12 protein-coding genes are annotated in these 18,689 nt (G+C 71.0%); 5 read left to right on the forward strand and 7 right to left on the reverse strand.

The window, feature by feature from the left end; genetic code table 11:
• Positions 1-23: 23 nt before the first annotated feature.
• The 3 genes from ACIQMR_RS12220 to ACIQMR_RS12230 form a co-directional block, all read right to left on the reverse strand.
• Positions 24-914, reverse strand: a complete 891-nt coding sequence (locus tag ACIQMR_RS12220) for an NPP1 family protein (protein WP_401385313.1) — start codon at positions 912-914, stop codon at positions 24-26.
• Between the two features lie 274 nt (positions 915-1,188).
• Complete coding sequence (locus ACIQMR_RS12225; RefSeq protein WP_401385314.1) at positions 1,189-1,569, reverse strand: VOC family protein; 381 nt, start codon at positions 1,567-1,569, stop codon at positions 1,189-1,191.
• A 113-nt stretch (positions 1,570-1,682) separates the two neighbouring features.
• On the reverse strand, positions 1,683-1,994 hold the full coding sequence (locus ACIQMR_RS12230; RefSeq protein ID WP_401385315.1) for a WhiB family transcriptional regulator: 312 nt from the start codon (positions 1,992-1,994) through the stop codon (positions 1,683-1,685).
• A gap of 456 nt (positions 1,995-2,450) precedes the next feature.
• Here ACIQMR_RS12230 and ACIQMR_RS12235 point away from each other — a divergent pair, with 456 nt between their 5' ends.
• The 4 genes from ACIQMR_RS12235 to ACIQMR_RS12250 are packed head-to-tail and all read left to right on the forward strand — an operon-like array spanning position 2,451 to position 7,815.
• Positions 2,451-3,740, forward strand: coding sequence for an ABC transporter substrate-binding protein (locus ACIQMR_RS12235; RefSeq protein WP_401385316.1), 1,290 nt, complete (start codon positions 2,451-2,453; stop codon positions 3,738-3,740).
• A gap of 21 nt (positions 3,741-3,761) precedes the next feature.
• Positions 3,762-4,715 (forward strand): carbohydrate ABC transporter permease, encoded by a 954-nt coding sequence (locus ACIQMR_RS12240; protein ID WP_401385317.1) that lies wholly within the window; start codon positions 3,762-3,764, stop codon positions 4,713-4,715.
• Positions 4,712-5,569, forward strand: a complete 858-nt coding sequence (locus tag ACIQMR_RS12245; RefSeq protein WP_401385318.1) for a carbohydrate ABC transporter permease — start codon at positions 4,712-4,714, stop codon at positions 5,567-5,569. Before ACIQMR_RS12240 ends, ACIQMR_RS12245 begins: the two co-directional genes overlap by 4 nt.
• Positions 5,566-7,815 (forward strand): glycosyl hydrolase family 65 protein, encoded by a 2,250-nt coding sequence (locus ACIQMR_RS12250; RefSeq protein WP_401385319.1) that lies wholly within the window; start codon positions 5,566-5,568, stop codon positions 7,813-7,815. The genes ACIQMR_RS12245 and ACIQMR_RS12250 overlap by 4 nt, the downstream gene beginning before the upstream one ends.
• 54 nt (positions 7,816-7,869) lie before the next feature.
• Here the strand turns inward: ACIQMR_RS12250 and ACIQMR_RS12255 are convergent, their stop codons facing one another.
• On the reverse strand, positions 7,870-8,934 hold the full coding sequence (locus ACIQMR_RS12255) for a LacI family DNA-binding transcriptional regulator (protein ID WP_401385320.1): 1,065 nt from the start codon (positions 8,932-8,934) through the stop codon (positions 7,870-7,872).
• A gap of 231 nt (positions 8,935-9,165) precedes the next feature.
• Between ACIQMR_RS12255 and ACIQMR_RS12260 the strand changes: the two genes are divergently transcribed.
• Positions 9,166-10,536 (forward strand): FAD-binding oxidoreductase, encoded by a 1,371-nt coding sequence (locus ACIQMR_RS12260; RefSeq protein ID WP_401385321.1) that lies wholly within the window; start codon positions 9,166-9,168, stop codon positions 10,534-10,536.
• Between the two features lie 63 nt (positions 10,537-10,599).
• Here ACIQMR_RS12260 and ACIQMR_RS12265 read toward each other — a convergent pair whose 3' ends face one another.
• The 3 genes from ACIQMR_RS12265 to ACIQMR_RS12275 form a co-directional block, all read right to left on the reverse strand.
• On the reverse strand, positions 10,600-12,609 hold the full coding sequence (locus tag ACIQMR_RS12265) for a phosphocholine-specific phospholipase C (protein ID WP_401385322.1): 2,010 nt from the start codon (positions 12,607-12,609) through the stop codon (positions 10,600-10,602).
• Between the two features lie 367 nt (positions 12,610-12,976).
• Entirely contained in the window at positions 12,977-16,696 is a 3,720-nt protein-coding gene (locus ACIQMR_RS12270) for a S8 family serine peptidase (RefSeq protein WP_401385323.1), read from the reverse strand.
• A 148-nt stretch (positions 16,697-16,844) separates the two neighbouring features.
• Complete coding sequence (locus ACIQMR_RS12275) at positions 16,845-17,969, reverse strand: mechanosensitive ion channel family protein (RefSeq protein WP_401385324.1); 1,125 nt, start codon at positions 17,967-17,969, stop codon at positions 16,845-16,847.
• Positions 17,970-18,689 lie beyond the last annotated feature (720 nt).

Raw genomic sequence — 18,689 nt, forward strand, 5'->3', positions numbered from 1 at the left:
CCCGGCTCCGGCCGGCGGCGGAGTCAGCCCCAGGGGTCGAAGGGGATGCCGCCGGGCTTGGAGTTGTTCAGGAGGTTGCGGAAACGGTCGTCCCGGTCGGTGATCTTGATGGTCGCGGACCCGAAGTCCGCGTTCATGAGCCGGTCGCGCAGCGCGGTGCTCGGGAAGCCGTCCCAGCCCACGAGCGGGGGATAGCGCCAGTTGTGGTAGTGGTTCTCCGGCGGTTCGTCGTTGCCGTTGGCGAGCCGGAAGAAGTGCGTGCTCGCACCGTCCTTGTGGTAGACGGCCTTGGGGTGGGAGCCGTCGAAGCGCACCTGCGAACTCGGGTAGGTCTTCACGGTGCTGTGCTGCGTCGTCGACACGTACTCCACGCGGTTCGCCGCCTGGTCGACCCAGGAGATGACGTGCTCCCAGTCGTGCCGGTGGCCTCCGAGGCCGCTGCCGTGGACGGCCTGGTCCTTCTCGAAGTAGCTGGCGTACACGATGGCGCACCAGCCGTTGTTGCACTTGGAGCGGGTGTAGGTCTGGGAGTTGTCGAGGTCGGACTGGTCACGGCAGCTGCCGTTGATCGCGCCGCTCGTGTTCAGCCCGGGAGCGAGTGTCCCGTCCGGTCCGATGGCGGGCGTCGCGTAGCAGCCGTCGCCGTCGTAGTCGTACGCCGGGGAGAACGACTGCTCGTACCCGCCTGCGCTTTGGGGCAGGTTGTGCGGCGGATCGGCATGGGCCGACGACGCGGGAACCAGGAGCGCCAGGGCGGTGGCGCCGAGCAACGCTCCGATACGGGAGGCCCTGCGCCCGGGGGAGGGGGGACGGGAGGACGCGGCGCCTTGGAAGAGGGAGGGGGAGGGGGACGGGGAGGGGGGCGCCGATGTCGGCGCCCCCGCCTGCGACTCTGCCGATGACCGGCTTCTCATGCGCCGAACGATGTCGGCGCGCACCGGTACGCGGGGTCGTGATCGTCCAAGACGGCCTGAACACGCCCAACATGGATCCTGCAACGACTTCGTCGGTCAGGGCGACACCGCAGGCAGCGGACTGCGAGGGCACGTCACCAGCCCTGGGTCCACCGCGAACGAGAACCAGGTTGGCGCGAAACCTCCCTCACGGGCGGGTCGGCACGTCGACGGTTCCACGGGGCACGGGCCGCGGCCGGCGCGCGGGCCGCTTCGCCCGTACACCGTGCAATGCTCACTTGCGTGCGCGCAGCAGGAAGGAATGGCCGGCCGGATCGGACATCAGGCGTGCTTCGCGCGGCGTCCCCCGGTCCCTGAGGTCCATCGGCGTCGCTCCGAGGCTGACCGCCTCCCGTTCGGCCTCGTCCAGGTCGCCCGGAGGGACCAGCACCAGCAGGTGCGCCTGCTGGGCGTCCTCCGGGCGCGGCCAGCTCGGTGGCGCGAGGCCGTGGTCGCGCTGGAACCCCAGCACCGATCCCTCCTCACCGACCACCTCGATGAGGTCGGGATCCCCTGTCGGCCGGATCTCGCCGCCCAGGAGTGCCGCGTAGAACTCCGCGAGCGCCTCGGGCTCCGCACAGTCCAGTGCGAGAACCGCCGTCTTCGTCACCGTCATTGCCCCTCCCGTGTACACAGAGCGATGGGTTCCCCGGATACCCCGGATGCCGCAGCCGAACCGCGACGGAGCGACCGGCGCCCGCATCCGGCGCGCCGACCGGACGCCGGCGCTCAGGCCGCGGGGCGGCAGGCCGAGCCACGCTCGCGCCGGGCGGCGGCGATCAGGGCGCGGCGTTCCTCCTCGCCGAGCCCGCCCCACACGCCGAACTGCTCGCGGGCCTCGAGGGAATGGCGCAGACAGGCCTGGCGGACCGGGCAGCGGAAACACACCCGCTTGGCCCTCTCCTCCCGCTCGGTCCGCGCGTCACCGCGCTCGTCCGGCGGGTGGAAGAACAGGCTGCTGTCGGCGCCACGGCAGGCAGCACTCAGCTGCCAGTCCCAACGGTGATGGAACGCGCCGGGCAGAAGCGAAACATCCGTCATCGGACCGTCCTCTCCTCGGGTGTCGTCACCGGGTACCCCACGCGGGATCCGTTACGCGGACCCGTCGTTCGAAGCGGGGCGGGCGCCCTTCCGCGTAACGCGCCGGGCGCGAGCCTGCGGGATATGAACGATCCAATTCCGTGAGGGCGGACGCGCCGGCCGCGCCTGCCCGGGTCATGGTCTCGGTTTGGCCGCGCCTGGTCCTGAGGGTTGACGGCGCTGCCTTTTGGCTCCATCTTGAACGATCAAATCGCCGCTGTGCGGGCCCTTGGGACGGGGCTTCTTCGCGAGCTGCACGGCAGGCGGCGCAACTGGAGGAGGAGCACGGTGAGTTCGTCGCAGCTGAGCCGCACGGGGATCGGTCTCCCGGCCACGAGATCCGCAGCAGGAACCGGCCGCCGGGCGGGACAGGCGGGCCGCAGAGGCCGATCCGGGAAGGCACGACGGGCATGGGCCGTGGCGGCGTCGGCGGCGCTGCTCGCCGGCACCCTCGCCGGATGCGGCGCGGGCTCGCCCGAATCCGCCGCCTCCGGCCCGGCGGCAGGCGGCCCCGGGGAGTTCACCGGCCGCGGCCCGATCACCCTGGCCACCGGCAAGGACACGACGGGCACCGTCCAGGGCCAACTGGACCGGTGGAACAAGGAACACCCGAAGGAGAAGGTCACCCTCGTCGAACTGCCGGAGAGCGCCGACCAGCAGCGGCAGCAGTTCATCCAGAACGCCCAGACCAAGTCGGAGGCCTACTCCGTCCTCAACCTGGACCCCATCTGGGTCGCCGAGTTCGCCGCCAACCGCTGGATCGACGAACTTCCCGCGAAGAAGTTCCCGCTCGACAGGATGCTCCCCGCCGTCGCGAAGACCGGAGAGTACTTCGGCAGGCAGTACGCCGTCCCGTTCAACACCAACGCCGGGCTGCTCTTCTACCGCAAGGACCTGCTGGAGGCGGCCGGTGTCCAGCCGCCCAGGACCTGGGACGAGATGAAGCGGGCCTGCGCCGAGGTGCGCAAGCTGCCCGAGGGCAAGGGAGTCGACTGCTACGCGGGCCAGTTCGACACGTACGAGGGCCTCACGGTGAACTTCTCCGAGGCGGTGGCCTCGGCCGGCGGCACCGTCGTCGACGCCGGGGGCAAGGCCACCGTCGACTCCGAAGCCGCGCGGAAGGGCCTGGAGTTCCTCGCCGGAGGATTCAAGGACGGCACCTTCTCCAAGGAGTCCTCGACCTACAAGGAGGAGGACGGCCGCCGCGCCTTCCAGGCGGGCACACTGCTCTTCCACCGGCAGTGGCCGTACCAGTGGGTGCTGGCCAACGCCACCGACGGATCGAGCAAGGTCGCCGGGAAGTTCGGGGTCGCCCCGCTGCCCGGCCTGACGGGCACGGGCAAGTCCTCCCTGGGCGGATACGACCTGGCCATCAGCAAGTTCGCCAAGAACAAGGCCACCGCGCTCGACTTCATCACGTACTTCTCCAGTGAGGAGAGCGCCCGCACCAATCTCAAGGTCACCTCGAACGCTCCGCCGTACGCGGCCCTCTACGACGACCCGGCGCTGCGCAAGCAGTTCCCGTATCTGGCCACGCTCAAGGAGTCGCTGAGCAGCGCCGCACCCCGGCCCGTCGTCGTCCGCTACGGCGACGCGACGGCAGCCATCCAGGAGAACGCCGCCGCCGCGCTGGACGGAGAGAAGTCCGTCGACGCCGCGCTGGCCGACATGCAGCGGGAGCTTTCCGCCGCGGTCGACAAGAAGTAGCCGGGCGGAAGAGGTTCCCTGGTGTCCGTCCTGTCCAAGGCGCCGCCGCACAGCGCGGTCGTGTCCCGGCCCCCGCGCGCCTCGCGCCGGGCCGGGACCGGCCGGCTCGCCGCCGTCCTGCTCTCGCCCACTCTCCTCGTCCTCGGACTGGTCGCCGGTTACCCGTTGCTGGCGGCGTTCCGGCTGTCGTTCGTCGTGTCCAGCGAGTCCATCGACCCGCGCACGGGGTTCACGGTGACCTCGACCTCGTACGGCCTCGACAACTACGCTGCCGTCTTCACCGGTGAGCGCTTCCTGCGGCCGTGGTGGAACACGACGTCGTTCGCGCTCGCCTCGGTCACCCTGGAGGTGCTGATCGGGGTGGCGATGGCGCTCGTGATGCACCAGGCCTTCCGCGGCCGCGCCCTGGTACGCGCGGCGATCCTCGTCCCCTGGGCGATCCCCACGGCCATCTCGGGCCTCCTCTGGAAGTGGATCTTCAACAGTCAGGGCATCGCCAACGAACTGCTGGGTGCCAAGGTGCTGTGGAGCAGCGAGGGTTTCCAGGCCTGGCTCTCCGTGGTGATCGCGGACACCTGGAAGACCGCGCCGTTCATCGGGCTGCTGGTCCTCGCCGGGCTGCAGATGATCCCCGGTGAGCTGTACGAGGCGGCCAGGGTGGACGGCGCCTCGTCCTGGCGCACGTTCTGGCGCATCACCCTGCCACTGGTCCGTCCGGCGCTGGTGGTCGCGGTCCTCTTCCGGCTGCTCGACGTCCTGCGCATGTTCGACCTGCCGTACGTGCTCGTCGGCGCGCGCAAGCACTCGGTGGAGACGCTGTCGATGGTCGCCTTCGAGGAGATGGCCAATCTGCGGTTCGGTACCGCGGCCGCCTACGCCTCCGTGCTGTTCCTCTACATCGCGGTGGTCGCCTTCGCCTTCGTCAAACTGTTCGGCGCCGACCTGATCGGCCGGGGAACGGGGAATCCGCAATGAGCACCATGGCCCGGCCCGCGGGAACCCGGAGTGCGGGCAGGGGACAAGCGGCCCGGCGCATCGGCATCGCCGCCGTCGTCGTGTACTGCCTCGCGCCCTTCTTCTGGATGGTGGTCTCCAGCCTGCGAAGGCCCGCCGACCAGTTCTCCAACGCCCCGCTCCCGGTACCGCTCTCCTTCGACAACTACGCCGCGGCCTTCGACGCACACAACGGATTCGGCCGGGCCCTCCTCAACAGTCTCGTCGTCGCCGGGGCCACCACCACCGCCACCCTGATCGTCGCGATCTTCGCGGGATACGCCCTCGCACGGCTGCACTTCCGGGGCAAGACCGTCATCCTCGCGCTCGTCATCGCCACGTCGATGTTCCCGCCGATCACCCTGGTGGTGCCGCTGCTACGGCTCTTCACCGACGCGGGCTGGATCAACACCTACCAGGCGATGATCGTGCCCAGCATGAGCTTCGCACTGCCGCTCGCCGTCTGGAACCTGACCGCCTTCTTCCGCCAGATGCCGACGGATCTGGAGAAGGCCGCGCAGGTCGACGGCTGCACGCCCGCGCAGGCGTTCCGCAAGGTCGTTCTGCCGCTCGCCGCGCCGGGCATCTTCACCACGGCGATCCTGGTGTTCATCTGTGCCTGGAACGAGTTCCTCATCGCCGTCAGCGTGGTGAACGAGAAGCAGATGATGACCGCCAATGTGATCGTCTCCCTCTTCACCGGCCAGTACAAGCACGACCAGCCGTTCGGTACGCAGATGGCGGCCGGGGTGATGGTGACGCTGCCGCTGGTGATCGCCGTGCTGGTCTTCCAGCGCCGGATCGTGGACGGACTGACCGCGGGAGGGCTGAAGTGACGGCCGGGGACGAGTGGGTGCTGGCCACGGCCGACCACCCGCCCCCGGGCGCCGGCGGCGAGGACCCCCACCTCGCCGCGCTCGCCGGCTACCACCCGACCTTCACCGGCAACGGCTATCTGGCCGCACGGGTGCCGCCCGCCGGGAACGGGTACGCCACGGCGCCCGTCCCCACCCAGTTCCACGTGGTGGGCCTGTACACCGCCACAGCGGGGGAGTGGTCGCGCAAGGCGGGCCTGCCCGCATGGACGACCCTCGACGTCGGCGACGGCAGCGGACGTTTCAACGACGCCTTCGCCCCGGCGGCCCCGGAGAGCGGGGAACAACCGGTGGGCGGCGACTGGACACCGGTCGGCGCCCCCCTCGCGGCCGTCGCCCGCGGGATCTCGGACTACCGTCAGGCCCTGGACCTGCGGACCGGCGTCATCACCACCAGCGCCCGCTGGACGTCCCCGGCCGGACGCGTCACCGACGTACGCTACGACCTGTTCGCCGACCGGTCGCGGCCGCACGTCGGGTCGGTGAGCGTGCGCGTGACACCGCACTGGGACGGTCGGCTCGACGTCAGCGACGCCCTGGACGTCCGTGCGGCACTACGGGTCTGCGGCATCCGGACCGGCGCGGAGCAGGGACTGATTTGGCTGACCGCACAGGCCGAGGGCAGCGGCATCCCCGCCGCCGTCGTGTCGGTGCTCCGGGGCCCGGGGACCGATGTGCACGAGGCGGCCGGCGAAGGCGACGCACCGGCGGTCCGGCGCCGCGTCACCGACGTCGTCGCGGGGCGCACGTACACCTTCACCAAGTACGTCGGAGTCGCCACCGGCCACGACTGCGACGACCCGCTCGCCCTCGCCCGCGCCGCCGCCGAGGAGGCCGCGGCCGCCGGACACCGCCGGCTCGCCGACGACAACCGGCGGGCCTGGCAACGGGAATGGGACGGCGACATCGTCGTCCATGGCGACGCCCGGCTCCAACGCCAGGTGCGGGCCGCGAAGTTCTATCTCCTCACCAGCGCGCGCGAGGACTCCCCCTGGTCACCGTCACCCGCGGGCCTGTCGAGCGACGGCTACAACGGGCACGTCTTCTGGGACACGGAAACCTGGATCTGGCCGAGCCTGCTGGCCCAGCACCCCCACATCGCCGAGAGCGTCCTCGACTACCGGGTGAACCGGCTCGACGCCGCCCGGGCCTACGCGGCCGACCACGGGCAGCAGGGGGTGAGATTCCCCTGGGAGAGCGGCCTGGACGGCAGCGAGGACACGCCGGCCTGGGCCCCCTTCGGCCGTTTCGAGCAGCACATCAGCGCCGATGTCGCCCTGGCCTTCTGGCAGTACTGGCTGGCCGCAGGCGACGAGCGGTGGCTCCGCGCGAAGGGCTGGCCGGTGCTGCGCGGCGTCGCCGACTTCTGGGCCGGTCGGGCCACGACCGGCGCGGACGGCGTCCACCACATCAACGGGGTGATCCCGCCCGACGAGTACGCCGACGAGCCCCACGACGACTCCGCCTACACCAACGCGGCCGCGCGCGCCTCGCTGCGCTTCGCCGTCGAGGCCGCCGCGGTGCTGGGGGAGCCGGCCGCGCCGGAATGGACCGAGGTGGCCGACGGCCTCGTCGTACCCTTCGACGAAGTGCTCGGTGTTCACCGCGAGTTCACGGGGTACGAGGGCCAACTGATCAAGCAGGCCGATGTGGTCATGCTGGCCTATCCGTGGGAGAACCCGCAGACCGACGAGGTCACCCGGGCCGATCTCGCGTACTACGTCCCGCGCACCCACGAGGACGGGCCGTCGATGACGGACTCGGTCCACTCGATCGTCCTGGCGCGGCTCGGCGACGCGAAGGCGGCGTTCGAGCACACCAGACGCAGCGTCGAACCCTTCGTCCGCCCGCCGTTCGACCAGTTCGCCGAGGCTCGCGACGGAGGCGCCTTCACGTTCCTGACCGGACACGGCGGCTTCCTCCAGGAGTTCCTCTACGGGTACTCCGGACTGCGCTGGCACCCGGACCGCCTGGAGCTGGCGCCCGTCCTGCCAGAGGAACTCGACGGGATCACGCTGCGAGGGCTGCGCTGGCGGGGACGGGTCCTCGACGTCGACATCCGGCGGGGGGCCACGACGGTCCGGCTGCGCGAGGGCGATCCGCTCCCGGTGCGCGCCGACGGGGTCACTCGCACGGTGGCGGCGGGGGGCGGGATCAGCGTCGTGACGAGGGGCGCCGGCCGCCGTTGCGGCGGCACCCCGCGGTAGCGGGCCCGGTCAGGGCGGCCGGCAGTAGTGGTGGATTCCCGGACGGCCGGTGCGTCAGCCGCGAGCGCTGCTGGACCGGACGATCAGCTCCGGTTCGAGGAGCCGGTTCAGCTGCGGTAGCGCCGCCCCCCGGCCGTTGCCCGTCAGCCGTACGAGTTCGGCCATGATCAACCGGCCCGCCTCCTCGATCGGCTGGCGCACGCTCGACAGCCCGAGCGCGGACGCGGCCGGGGTGTCGTCGAATCCGACCACGGCCACGTCGTCGCCGGGCCGCAGTCCGCGGTCCCGCATGGCCTGGAGCGCACCGGCCCCGAGCGTGTCGGTGGCCGCGACGACGGATGTGGGCGGCTCCGGCCGGTCCAGCAGCTCCGTCATGAGGCGGGTGCCGTTCGCCATCGTGTCCGCGCCGGCCCGTACGTCGAGACGATGGCTCTCGGCGAGCAGGCCGTGCCGGTCCATGGCGGTGAGCCAGCCGCGGGCCCTGGCGTCGCCGACGCTGGTTCCCTCCGGCCAGCCGAGGAAGCCGATCCGCCGGTGCCCCGCCGCCACCAGGTGGTCGACGGCGGCGGCCGTGCCCGCGGCGTTGTCCACGTCGACCCAGCTGTAGTGCTCGGTGCCCGTGGCCGTACGCCCGAAGGCCGCGAACGGGACACCGGCCGCGGCCAGTCGCTCCGGGCGCGGATCGTGCGGGGAGATGTCGTACAGCACGACACCGCTGACGGCACCCGTGCGCCACAAGGCCGTGCAGCGCTCGCTCTCCCCTTCGGGATCCGCCGCGGTGAACACCAGCACATGGTGGTCGTCGGCCTGGCCGGCCTCCGCGAGGGCGTGCAGGAAGCGGTCGTGGATGGCGGCGACGGACTCGGTCGCCACCGGCTGGAGACGGTAGCCCACCATTCCGGGTGAGCTGGCCCTCAGCGAGCGTGCCAGCCGGTTGGGGTGGTAGCCGAGTTCGGCGATGACACGCTCGACTCGTTCGCGGGTGGCGGCGCGCACCCGGTGCGGCGCGTTCAGCACGTTCGACACTGTCTGGCGCGACACTCCGGCCGCCTCGGCCACGTCCGAGATCGTCGCGGAGGCTCCTGCGGCGGAGCGCCCGGATCCGGGATGGACTACCACGCGAACTTCCCCCGATGCTCGGCCGGTGCGGTCGGTCGCCTCGGAGACGTGCCCCGGGCCCACTGATTTTATCGTTCAAGCCCCTTCTGTCGATCCCTGCTCTTCCTGACTCCTTCCCCGCTCGTTCCCCACTCCTGCCCCCGCCCCTTCCTCGCTCCCTCCGCTTGAGGCCTCACCGCATCGGCGTAGCGTGAAGATTGCCGGTGTGCCTCACCACGAGGAGCGATGGCCATGGGCAAGCCCTCGATCGATCCACTGCGCGAACGTGTCCGCGGGGCGGTCGTCACCCCTGATGACGACGCCTACGACGAAGCACGCAAGGTCCACAACGCCATGATCGACAAGAGACCGGTCGCCGTCGTGCGCTGCACCCACGCCGACGACGTCATGGCCGCGGTCGACTTCGCCCGTCAGCACGACCTCGCTCTCGCGGTACGTGGCGGCGCGCACAGCGTGCCCGGCTTCGGTACCTGCGACGGCGGCGTCGTGGCCGATCTCTCGCCCATGCGTGGTGTGCGCGTCGACGCCGAACGCCGCACCGCGCGCGTGGAGGGCGGGGCGACCTGGGGCGACCTCGACGCGGCGACGCACGCCTTCGGGCTGGCCACGACCGGCGGGATCATCTCCACCACGGGGGTCGGCGGGCTCACCCTCGGCGGTGGTATCGGATATCTCGCCCGCGGGCTCGGTCTCAGTTGCGACAACCTGATCTCTGCCGATGTGGTGACGGCGGACGGCCGAGTGGTCGTCGCGAGCGAGGACGAGCACGACGACCTGTTCTGGGCCCTGCGCGGCGGCGGCGGCAACTTCGGTGCCGTGACCGCCTTCGAGTTCCGGCTGAGCCCCGTCAAGGACATCTACGGCGGGCCGATGCTCTACGAACTGGAGGACGCCGGAACCGTCCTGCGCTCCTTCAGAGATCTCATCGGCGAAGCGCCGTGGCAGCTCGGCGGCTTCCCCGGCTTCCAGATCGCCCCGCCGCTTCCGTTCATCCCAGAGGACCGGCACGGTGACCTGTTCGCCCTGATCGTGGCGTGCTGGGCAGGGCCGCCGGAGGAGGGGGAACGCGCCCTCCAGCCCTTCCACGACATCGCGCCGGTCGTCGCCGAGCACGTCGGCGTCATGCCCTATCCCGCGCTCAACAGTGCCTTCGACGCGCTCGTACCCCCCGGCCTGCAGCACTACTGGAAGGCCAACTTCGTGACCGGACTGAGCGATGCCGCGATCGAGACCCATCTACGGCACGCGCCCGGGCTCCCCGTCGTGAACTCGACCATCCACTTCTATCCGATCGACGGCGCGTGCCACGAGGTCGCGCCGGACGCGACGGCCTTCGCCTACCGGGACGCCTCGTTCGCGGTCGTCATCGCCGGTATGTGGCCCGACGCCGCCGACAACGAGGCCAACACCACCTGGGTCCGCGACTACTACGAGGCGGTCGCCCCGTACTCCGAGGAAGGCGGGTACATCAACTTCATGGCGGGCGACGACCAGAGTCGGATCAAGGCCAACTACAGGATCAACTACGACCGTCTGGTGGAGGTCAAGCGGGCCTACGACCCGGGCAACGTCTTCCATGTGAACCAGAACATCACGCCCTGAGGGCCCCGCCCCGGAGCGGCGTACGAGCTCCGGGACGGCGACCGGTGGCGGAGGGGCGGGCCGTCAGCCGGAGACGCTCGCCGCGCCGGTCTCGATGTGTCCGAGGAAGCGCTGCGACCAGCCGGTGTCGCTGCTGACCGTGAGGGTGAAGTCGTACCAGCCGTCCGCGTAGGCGACGTTGTTGAAGAAGTCCTCCGTGCTGCCGCCCGCCGGTACGGAGTAGGTCCAGGTGCCGGAGCGGTAGGCGTTCGACGTGATGGTGAAGGTCACCGCCGAGGCGGAGGTGTTCTTCATCGTGAACCAGATCGCGAGCTTGCCCGTACCCGACTCCACCGCGATGCGGCTGCTCACGAAGGCGTTCTTGCCCGCGGTCGTGGCATTGCCGACGAAGCGGCGCATGAAGCGGTTGGGGCCGTACATGCTGATGTCGTACTTGCCGTCGCCGTAGCCCGCGCCGACGTTGAAGAAGTCCTCCTGTGTCCCGCCCGCGTCGACCGTGTACTGCCAGGGGGTGCGGCTGCGGTGGGCGTTGGGGTGGATGGAGAAGTGCGCGGCCTGCTTGGCGGGCGTGCCCGCGTTCGCCATCCTGAACCAGGTCTTCATCGTGGTGCCGCTGATCTCCAGCCGGTCCAGAAAGCCGTCGGCCTGGTACGGCAGCGCGCGCGCCGGGCGGGTGCCGGCCTCCTGGGCGGGCAGCGCGTTGGTCGTCGGCCTGGGGTCGGGGACGCCGTTGCAGCGGCTGCCGATCGTGGCCGTCGCGGGAAGCGAGGGCAGCCCGTTCACCGGTGCGGCGAAGTTGAAGACGCCGGTGAGGTCGCCGCACACCTTGCGCCGCCAGGCACTGATGTTGGGGGAGGTGGCGGGCTTGCCGATGGCCGCGGTCCACTTCTCCATGAAGCGGATGACGGAGGTGTGGTCGAAGACCTCGGAGTTCACCCAGCCGCCGCGGGTCCAGGGGGACACCACGAGCATGGGGACGCGGAAGCCGAGCCCGACCGGCTTGCCGCCGATGACCAGCTCGTCCGCCGTGCCGCTCGGCGGGATGGGTGGCGGCACATGATCGAAGAAGCCGTCGTTCTCGTCGTAGTTGATGAACAGGACGGTGGAGTTGAAGACGGCGGGGTCCGCGTTGAGCGCCTTCATCAGCATGTTCGTGAAGTGGTGGCCGTCGCCGGGGGTGCTGCCGGAGGGGTGCTCGGAGAACGCCTGGTCGGTCACGACCCAGGAGACCTGAGGCAGCGTGCCGTTGACCACGTCCGCGCGGATCGCGTCGATGATGGCCTGGTGCGTCGGCGTGGACGAGGAGCCCGGGACGTCGGCGACACCGCGGTCGTACAGCGCGTTGCCGGGGCCCGCGTTCGCGAACTGGTTGAAGTACTCCAGGGCGTTGTCGCCGAAGTTGTCGTCCTTGCGGTTGTAGACCCGCCAGGTCACGCCCGCGTCCTGGAGGTTCTCGGCGTACGTCTTCCATGTGCAGCCGTGCAGGTCACCTCCGTTGTTGTGGCTCGCGTCGATCTTCCCGCTCCACAGGAAGGCCCGGTTCGGGCCGGTGCCGGTGAGGGAGGAGCAGAAGTAGGAGTCGCAGATGGTGTAGGCGTCCGCCAGCGCGTAGTAGAACGGGATGTCGGTGCGGTCGAGGTAGCCGACGCTGTGCACACCGCCCGCACCGGCCACGAAGTTGTCCATGAGCGCGCCGTTCCAGCAGTTGTGCTGGGTGGTCCAGTCGTGGCCCAGACCCGGGGCGCAGTGCGGCACCAGCGACGCGTCGCCCCCGACGCCCTCGCGCAGCGAGTACGGGTACTGGCGGCCCGAGCCGGCCGGCTGGCTGAAGACCGAGTGGCCGCCGTTGAGCAGCATCGCGCTGCGGTCGGAGAAGCCGCGTACACCCTTCAGCTTCCCGAAGTAGTGGTCGAAGCTCCGGTTCTCCTGCATGAGGACGACGATGTGCTTGACGTCGGCGATGGTGCCGGTCGCGGCGGCGGCCGCGGGCGCCACCGCGAGGTCGAGCGCGGACCCGGCGACGGCTCCGGCCGTCGCTCCGGCGGCCACACCCAGGAACTTCCGACGATCCACCTGATCACCTCTCGGGAAGGACGCCCGGTCGCGGAGGGGGAGTACCGGACGTGCAAGCAGGACTGTGTGTGCCGGTTCTCGGGCGGACCAGAGCCGTCGTCCGAAGCCCGCAGGGCCGGGAAGGAATGGTCTGGGTCGATGCCAATAGGCGGCACGCAGAGTGTTGAGGATTCCCTGACGCCGGGTCAATAGCCCTGCGGTGAACTGATCTGGAACGATCATGGCCGGAAAATGAATCGGATCCGAACCATTGGCCGTTGATCGATCGTGCCTGCCGTGCGGGGCCGCCCTGGAGGACGGCCCCGCGGTCACCCGGTGCGGTGCGGTGCGGTGCGGTGCGCTGTGGTGTGGTCTGGTGTGGTGCCGGTCAGCCGGCCGGCCAGTGCGGCCAGCCCGGTGCGTACGCGCACCAGTACTCCGCGCAGCCGACCCGGTAGGCCCGGGTGACCGTCTCCGTGACCGACGCCCCGGAGCGGTCCTCGGCGGCCACCCTCAGCGAGACCCAGCCGGTCTTCAGCGCCGGTACGGTCACCTGTCGCACGCCGTCCCGGCCGCGCACCTTCGCCGCCCGCCAGGTGGCACCGTCGTCCGTGGAGTACTGGACCGACACCCGGTCCACGCCGGCGCCGTAGGCACCCGCCTGACGGCCGAAGCCGAGGCCGAAGGTGAATTCCCGGTCCTCGGGCGCCGAGTTGTCACCGTCCAGCGCGGCCATGTCGTAGCGCGTGTCCAGAAGCGGCAGCGGCCGTTCCTCGCGGGTGTGCTCCGAGCGGAAACGCCAGGTGTCCGTGACACGGGTGCCCAGCGTCCACTCCGGGTGGTCGCGGTGCGCGGTCGACGTCAGCTCGTACCACTGGCCGCGTGCCGGCACGTCGAAGACTCCCTGTCCGGGCTCGTCGTTACGGTCGAGCACCGTGCCCGAGCCGTCGCGCAGCACCGTCTCCCCGGACTCCAGATCCCGCGCGGGGTCCGACCGGTGGCCTGCCGCGTCCGAGAACATCGGCAGGGCCAGCCGCAGCTTGTCCCCGTCCCGCGTGGCCTGCGCCCGGCCGTCGTGGCCGGTCACCGAGAGCGAGGGGTTGAACGGGCCGGTGAGCCAGTTGTCACCGACCGTGCGTCCCTCGCGATGGACGGTCGGATCCGAGTACTGCACACCGAGCGGACCGTCGGCGTCGATCGCGTACTCGAAGGTGGCGGTCGTCCACGGCACGCCGGGCGTGTAGTACGCGCTCATCCGGTGCGGCGCGCGGAACAGCGTCGACTGCTGGGCGAGCCGCAGACCCCGGTGGGTCACCCAGCCGTAGATGCCCTTCGGGTCGTCGGGGTAGCCGGTGGTGCGGAAGCTGTGGTCCACGCGGGCCAGATCCCGGCGCCGGTCCTGCCAGTGCGCACCGGCCGGAACCCCGTCGTCATGGGTGTGGAAGGTGAAGTAGGTGCGCTCGCCGTTGCGTTCGCCCTTGATGCGCAGGGTCACCTCGCCCTTCGCGAGCTTCTCGCGCAGCAGCGCCACGCCATGGGCGTCGATGCCCAGCGGCGGGTCGGCCGGGTCGATGGAGGCGTACCCGGACATCAGGACGGCCGCCGGTCGCTGGGCCTTGATCGCCGCGTAGCGCCGGTCCTGCTCCTCCCAGGGGACGGGCCAGCCCGTCTCGAAGAGCACGATCCGGTCCTTCAGCTCCAGGCCGGACAGGTCCTCGCCGCTGCCCGCGTCGACCACCTGCTTCTCCAGGTCCCACTCCAGCCGCTGCCACGACACCAGCCGGACCGGCACGTCGACCGGCGAGCCGGGCCCGCCGACCGTCGTGGCCCGGACGTAGGGCTGCTCCCAGGACGCCGCGGAGAAGTACGTCAGCCCGGGTATGCGGCCGCTGCCCACGGCGTACGACTTGTAGGCGCCGTTGAACAGCGGCGCGGCGAGCCCCGACACTTCGCCCGCCCCGGTCGTGGAGACGATGCCGGTCGCCGAACCGTTCTCGTTGATGCGCATGTCCGGGTCGTCGATTCCCATGGTGACGGGCTTCGCGGCGGACACATCGGTCTTCAGGGTGCGGTCGGCGGTCAGCGAGACGCGCCGGGCGACCGCGACGGACGTCTCGGGGACGCTCGCCTCGCCGTGGCGCACGTACTCCCACACCCCGCCGAAGACCCGGTAGTCGCCGACGGGCAGCCGCAGCTCCTCCGCTCCGGTGGTGAGGCCGACCAGCTGGGACTCGCCGGTCTTCTCGTTCTGCACCACGAGGTTGGTGTACGCCGCCTCGACACCGGGACGCGTGGCCGCGGGTTCGAGGGTGAGCGTGGCGCTCGGGCCCTCGGCGTCCACACCGACGGGCGTGCGCACCCTGCTGCCGTCACTGCCGCGCGCGGTGATCCAGGCACTGTGAGCGCCGGCCGAGGCCCGGCCCGTGTCGATGCGCACGGTCGCGACGGCGGTTCCGCCGACCGGGACGGTCAGCTGCCGCGTGGCGAGCGACACCGGAGCCGTCCCGTCCAGGGACAGGCCGAGGCGGACGTCCTTGCTGCCGCCGTTGCGGTAGGTGACGGTACGCGTCGGGCTCCCGCCGTACGGCCAGAGCAACTCGGCGGAGACCGCCGCGGGGGTCGCGGTGATCCTGGACGCGAGCGCGCCGGGCACGTCGACGCTGCCCGCGCCCTGCTCGTACACGCCCGCCCCGGCGACCGGCTCCGCGGTCGCGACCAGCGCGGACTTGAGCCGCTGCGCGTCGAAGTCGGGGTGCTGCTGCTTGACGATGGCGGCCGCCCCGGAGACATGCGGGGTCGCCATGGAGGTGCCGCTGATCGTCGCGTAGAACTCGCTGCCCGCGGCGTCGTCCAGGGTGCCCGCTGCGCGGGCCGCCGTGATCGCGCTGCCGGGTGCGGTGATCTCGGGCTTGACGCCGCCGTCGGCCACCGCGGGGCCACGGGAGGAGAACGACGACATCCCGCCCTCCTTGGTGAGGGAGCCGACGGTCAGCGCGCTGGGCGCGGCGGCGGGTGCGCCGATGGTGCGCGGGGCGCCGTCGTTGCCCGCGGCGACGACGAACAGCGGTCCGCCGTCGGCCGACAGGGTCTCCACCGCCTGGGAGAGCGGATCGCTCCCGTCGCTCGGCAGGCTGGAGCCGAGGCTCATGGAGACGATGTCGGCGTCCTGGCCGGCCGCCCACTCCATGCCTTCCAGGATCCAGCTGGTGTAGCCGGAGCCGCCGCCGTCGAGGACCTTGCCCACCAGGAGCTCGGCCCCCGGCGCCACACCCTTGTAGCGGCCCTTGGAGGCGGCTCCGCTGCCTGCGACGGTCGACGCGACGTGCGTGCCATGGCCGTTGAGGTCGGCGACGCTCTCGTCCCAGGTGAAGTTCTTCTCCGCGGTGACCTTGTCCCTCAGGTCGGGGTGGGCCGCGTCGTAGCCGGTGTCGAGCACCGCGACCTTCACGCCCTTGCCGTCGAGACCCTTGCGCCAGGCGTCGGGTGCGCCGGTCATGGCGACGCTGCGGTCCAGGCTCGCCTCGACCTTGGCGTCCAGCCAGAGCCTGCCGGGCGCGGCGGTACGCGACCTCGCCCGCGTAGCGGCGAGGAAACCCTGCCAGGCCTTCGCCGCCTCGGCCTTGCGCACCGTACGGGCCGTCAGTCCGAGGCCGGGGAACGTGCCGTGCTCGGCAGCCCCGCGCAGCGCGGGACCCGACTGCGCGGTGGCGATCAGGGGAATGTCCGCCCGGGCGGAGTCGTCGTACCCCTGGGCGGCGAGCGCGGTGATGTCGAAGAGCTGCCGGTCCACACGTCCGTCGGCCAGGGCCGCGGTGGCGTCGACCGGAATGACGTACTCGTGGTCGTCGACCCTGGCCCGGGTGAACGCCGTGTTCTCCCGGCCCTTCGCCGGGGTGACCCCGCTGACCTGCAGGTCGTCACCGCCACCGGTGAAGCTCACGCGGTCGCCGCTGACCAGGGTGACGGTGCGCTGACCGGGGGCCGCCGCCGGCGGGGCTGCCGAGTGGCCGCGTCCGGCGTCCGGCTGGGGCCCGGCCGCGGCCGGCAGGCCGGTGGCCAGCAGAGCCGCCGTGGTGGCCGCCACCACGGCCACGGTTCTCGATCTCATCCCTGCTGCCAACTCCTCGAAAGCATGGTGAAGGGGCGCCGGCCGGTGAGCCGACGCCCCATTCACAGGCAGGAGTTGACGCGGTGCCAGTGGGTGACGGAGGCGGGTTCCCGCCGTGGCACATGACCGCCATGGACCGGCCGGGAGCTCAGCTCGCCGGAACCTGCTCCGCGGTGTGCCGCGGGGCCGGAATGGGAAGCCCGGAGAGGTGGACGTCCGACTGCTGCATGTCCGTCTGCTGCCCGTCCGCCTGCCGCACGGAAACGGTCCGCGTGGGAGCGGGGATCCTGATGCCCTCCGCCCGGTACCGCTGGTGCAGGCGCTTGATGAACTCGTGCTTGATCCGGTACTGGTCGCTGAACTCGCTTACCCCGAGGATCACGGTGAAGCCGATCCTGGAGTCACCGAACGTGTGGAAGCGGACGAGGGGTTCGTGTTCCGGCAGCGCACCGGTGACATCGGTCATCACGCCCTCGACGACCTCGATGGTGACCCGCTCGACATGCTCCAGATCGCTGTCGTAGCCGACTCCCACCTGGACGTTGAGCGTCATCTGCTGTTCGGGACGGTGGTAGTTGGTCATGTTGGTGCCGGACAGCTTCGTGTTGGGGATGATGACGAGGTTGTCCGAGAGCGTACGCACCACCGTGTTGCGCCAGTTGATGTCGACGACATAGCCCTCTTCGCCGCTGCTGAGCCTGATGTAGTGACCGGGCTGCACCGTCCTCGAAGCCAGGATGTGCACGCCCGCGAACAGGTTGGCCAGCGTGTCCTGCAAGGCCAGGGCCACCGCCAGACCGCCCACGCCAAGCGCCGTGAGGAGCGGCGCGATGGAGACGCCCAGGGTCTCCAGCATGACGAGGAAGCCCATGGCCAGCACCACGATGCGAGTGATGCTCACGAATACGGTGGCCGACCCGGCCACACCGGACCGTGCCTGCGCCAGGGCCTGCACCAGTCCGGCGACGATCCTCGCGACGGTGAGCGTCGCGGCCACGATGAGCAGCGCGGTCAGCGTCATGGTGACGTTGCGCTCGACCCTGGACGTCAGCGGCAGCACCGAGGCGGCGACGGCCGCGCCACCGGTGATCGCGGCCCAGGGGACGAGGGCCCGCAGGGCGTGGACGATGATGTCGTCGCCGCTCCAGTTGGTTCTCACGGCCCGTTCACCGAGCCATCTGAGGAGCACGCGAAGCAGCAATGCGGCCGCGATGCCCGCGGCCACCGCGATTCCGGCGACGATCAGATCGTGCGGAGTGAGAGTCCGGGTCACTTCTTCCCCCTTGGCGCGCCGACCCCGGTGCGGGGGGCGGTGGTTGCCGCCGTGAGCCGGATGTGATGTGTCGTCACCGTGCCACCTGTGTGTTCTGGAGTACGTGTTCGAGCGGTCGCGCCGGTCGTACGGTACCGACCGGGCGCGACGTGCCATCCTGCCGCACTCCGTGGGCCGTGACTCTGCTGGCCCCACCTGGTGATCCCGCGGCCGCACCCTCACCGGCCGATATCCGCCAACTGTCTCCGGCGCGCTCTGGACTTCGGACACCGGGGATTGCGACAGCGCCCCCGGCGGTGTCGCCGTTGCGGGTCTGCCTCGCGGGTCTGCCTCGCGGGTCCGCCTACGAGACGGTGCCGGGCGCCACGCCCGCCCGCTCGGCGACATCCTTGATTCGTGGCCATGACCACCTGCCCATCGCCGCGCGGCGCCCGGCCCGTGCCGGGTCCGCTGAAACCGTCGCACTCATCGCATCGATGCGATGACCGGGCGTGACTCCGTGCAGCGGGAAGCGCGAGTGCGGTACCCGGGGAGTTGTCCGGGGTGACAGGAGGTGACCGCGCCTGGTCGAAGCGGGCGGACTCGATGCGGGCCCGTGCTCGGGGAGGGCCCGGACTCAAGGGGTCGGACTACGGGCGGCACATCGCGGTGACCGCGCCCCGAACCAGCTCGTCGATCTCCTCGATGTCACCGCCCCGGGGCAGCTTTCCGTACAGGACC

Source organism: Streptomyces sp. NPDC091376, from assembly GCF_044757085.1.
In the GTDB taxonomy this organism is placed as follows: domain Bacteria; phylum Actinomycetota; class Actinomycetes; order Streptomycetales; family Streptomycetaceae; genus Streptomyces; species Streptomyces pratisoli.

What these genes read in the sequence shown, in the direction of transcription:
- ACIQMR_RS12260 (WP_401385321.1), top strand. Translation starts at nt 9,166, where the DNA reads ATGGGCAAGCCCTCGATCGATCCACTGCGCGAACGTGTCCGCGGGGCG.
- ACIQMR_RS12220 (WP_401385313.1), bottom strand. Translation starts at nt 914, where the DNA reads ATGAGAAGCCGGTCATCGGCAGAGTCGCAGGCGGGGGCGCCGACATCG.
- ACIQMR_RS12270 (WP_401385323.1), bottom strand. Translation starts at nt 16,696, where the DNA reads ATGAGATCGAGAACCGTGGCCGTGGTGGCGGCCACCACGGCGGCTCTG.
- ACIQMR_RS12230 (WP_401385315.1), bottom strand. Translation starts at nt 1,994, where the DNA reads ATGACGGATGTTTCGCTTCTGCCCGGCGCGTTCCATCACCGTTGGGAC.
- ACIQMR_RS12245 (WP_401385318.1), top strand. Translation starts at nt 4,712, where the DNA reads ATGAGCACCATGGCCCGGCCCGCGGGAACCCGGAGTGCGGGCAGGGGA.
- ACIQMR_RS12225 (WP_401385314.1), bottom strand. Translation starts at nt 1,569, where the DNA reads ATGACGGTGACGAAGACGGCGGTTCTCGCACTGGACTGTGCGGAGCCC.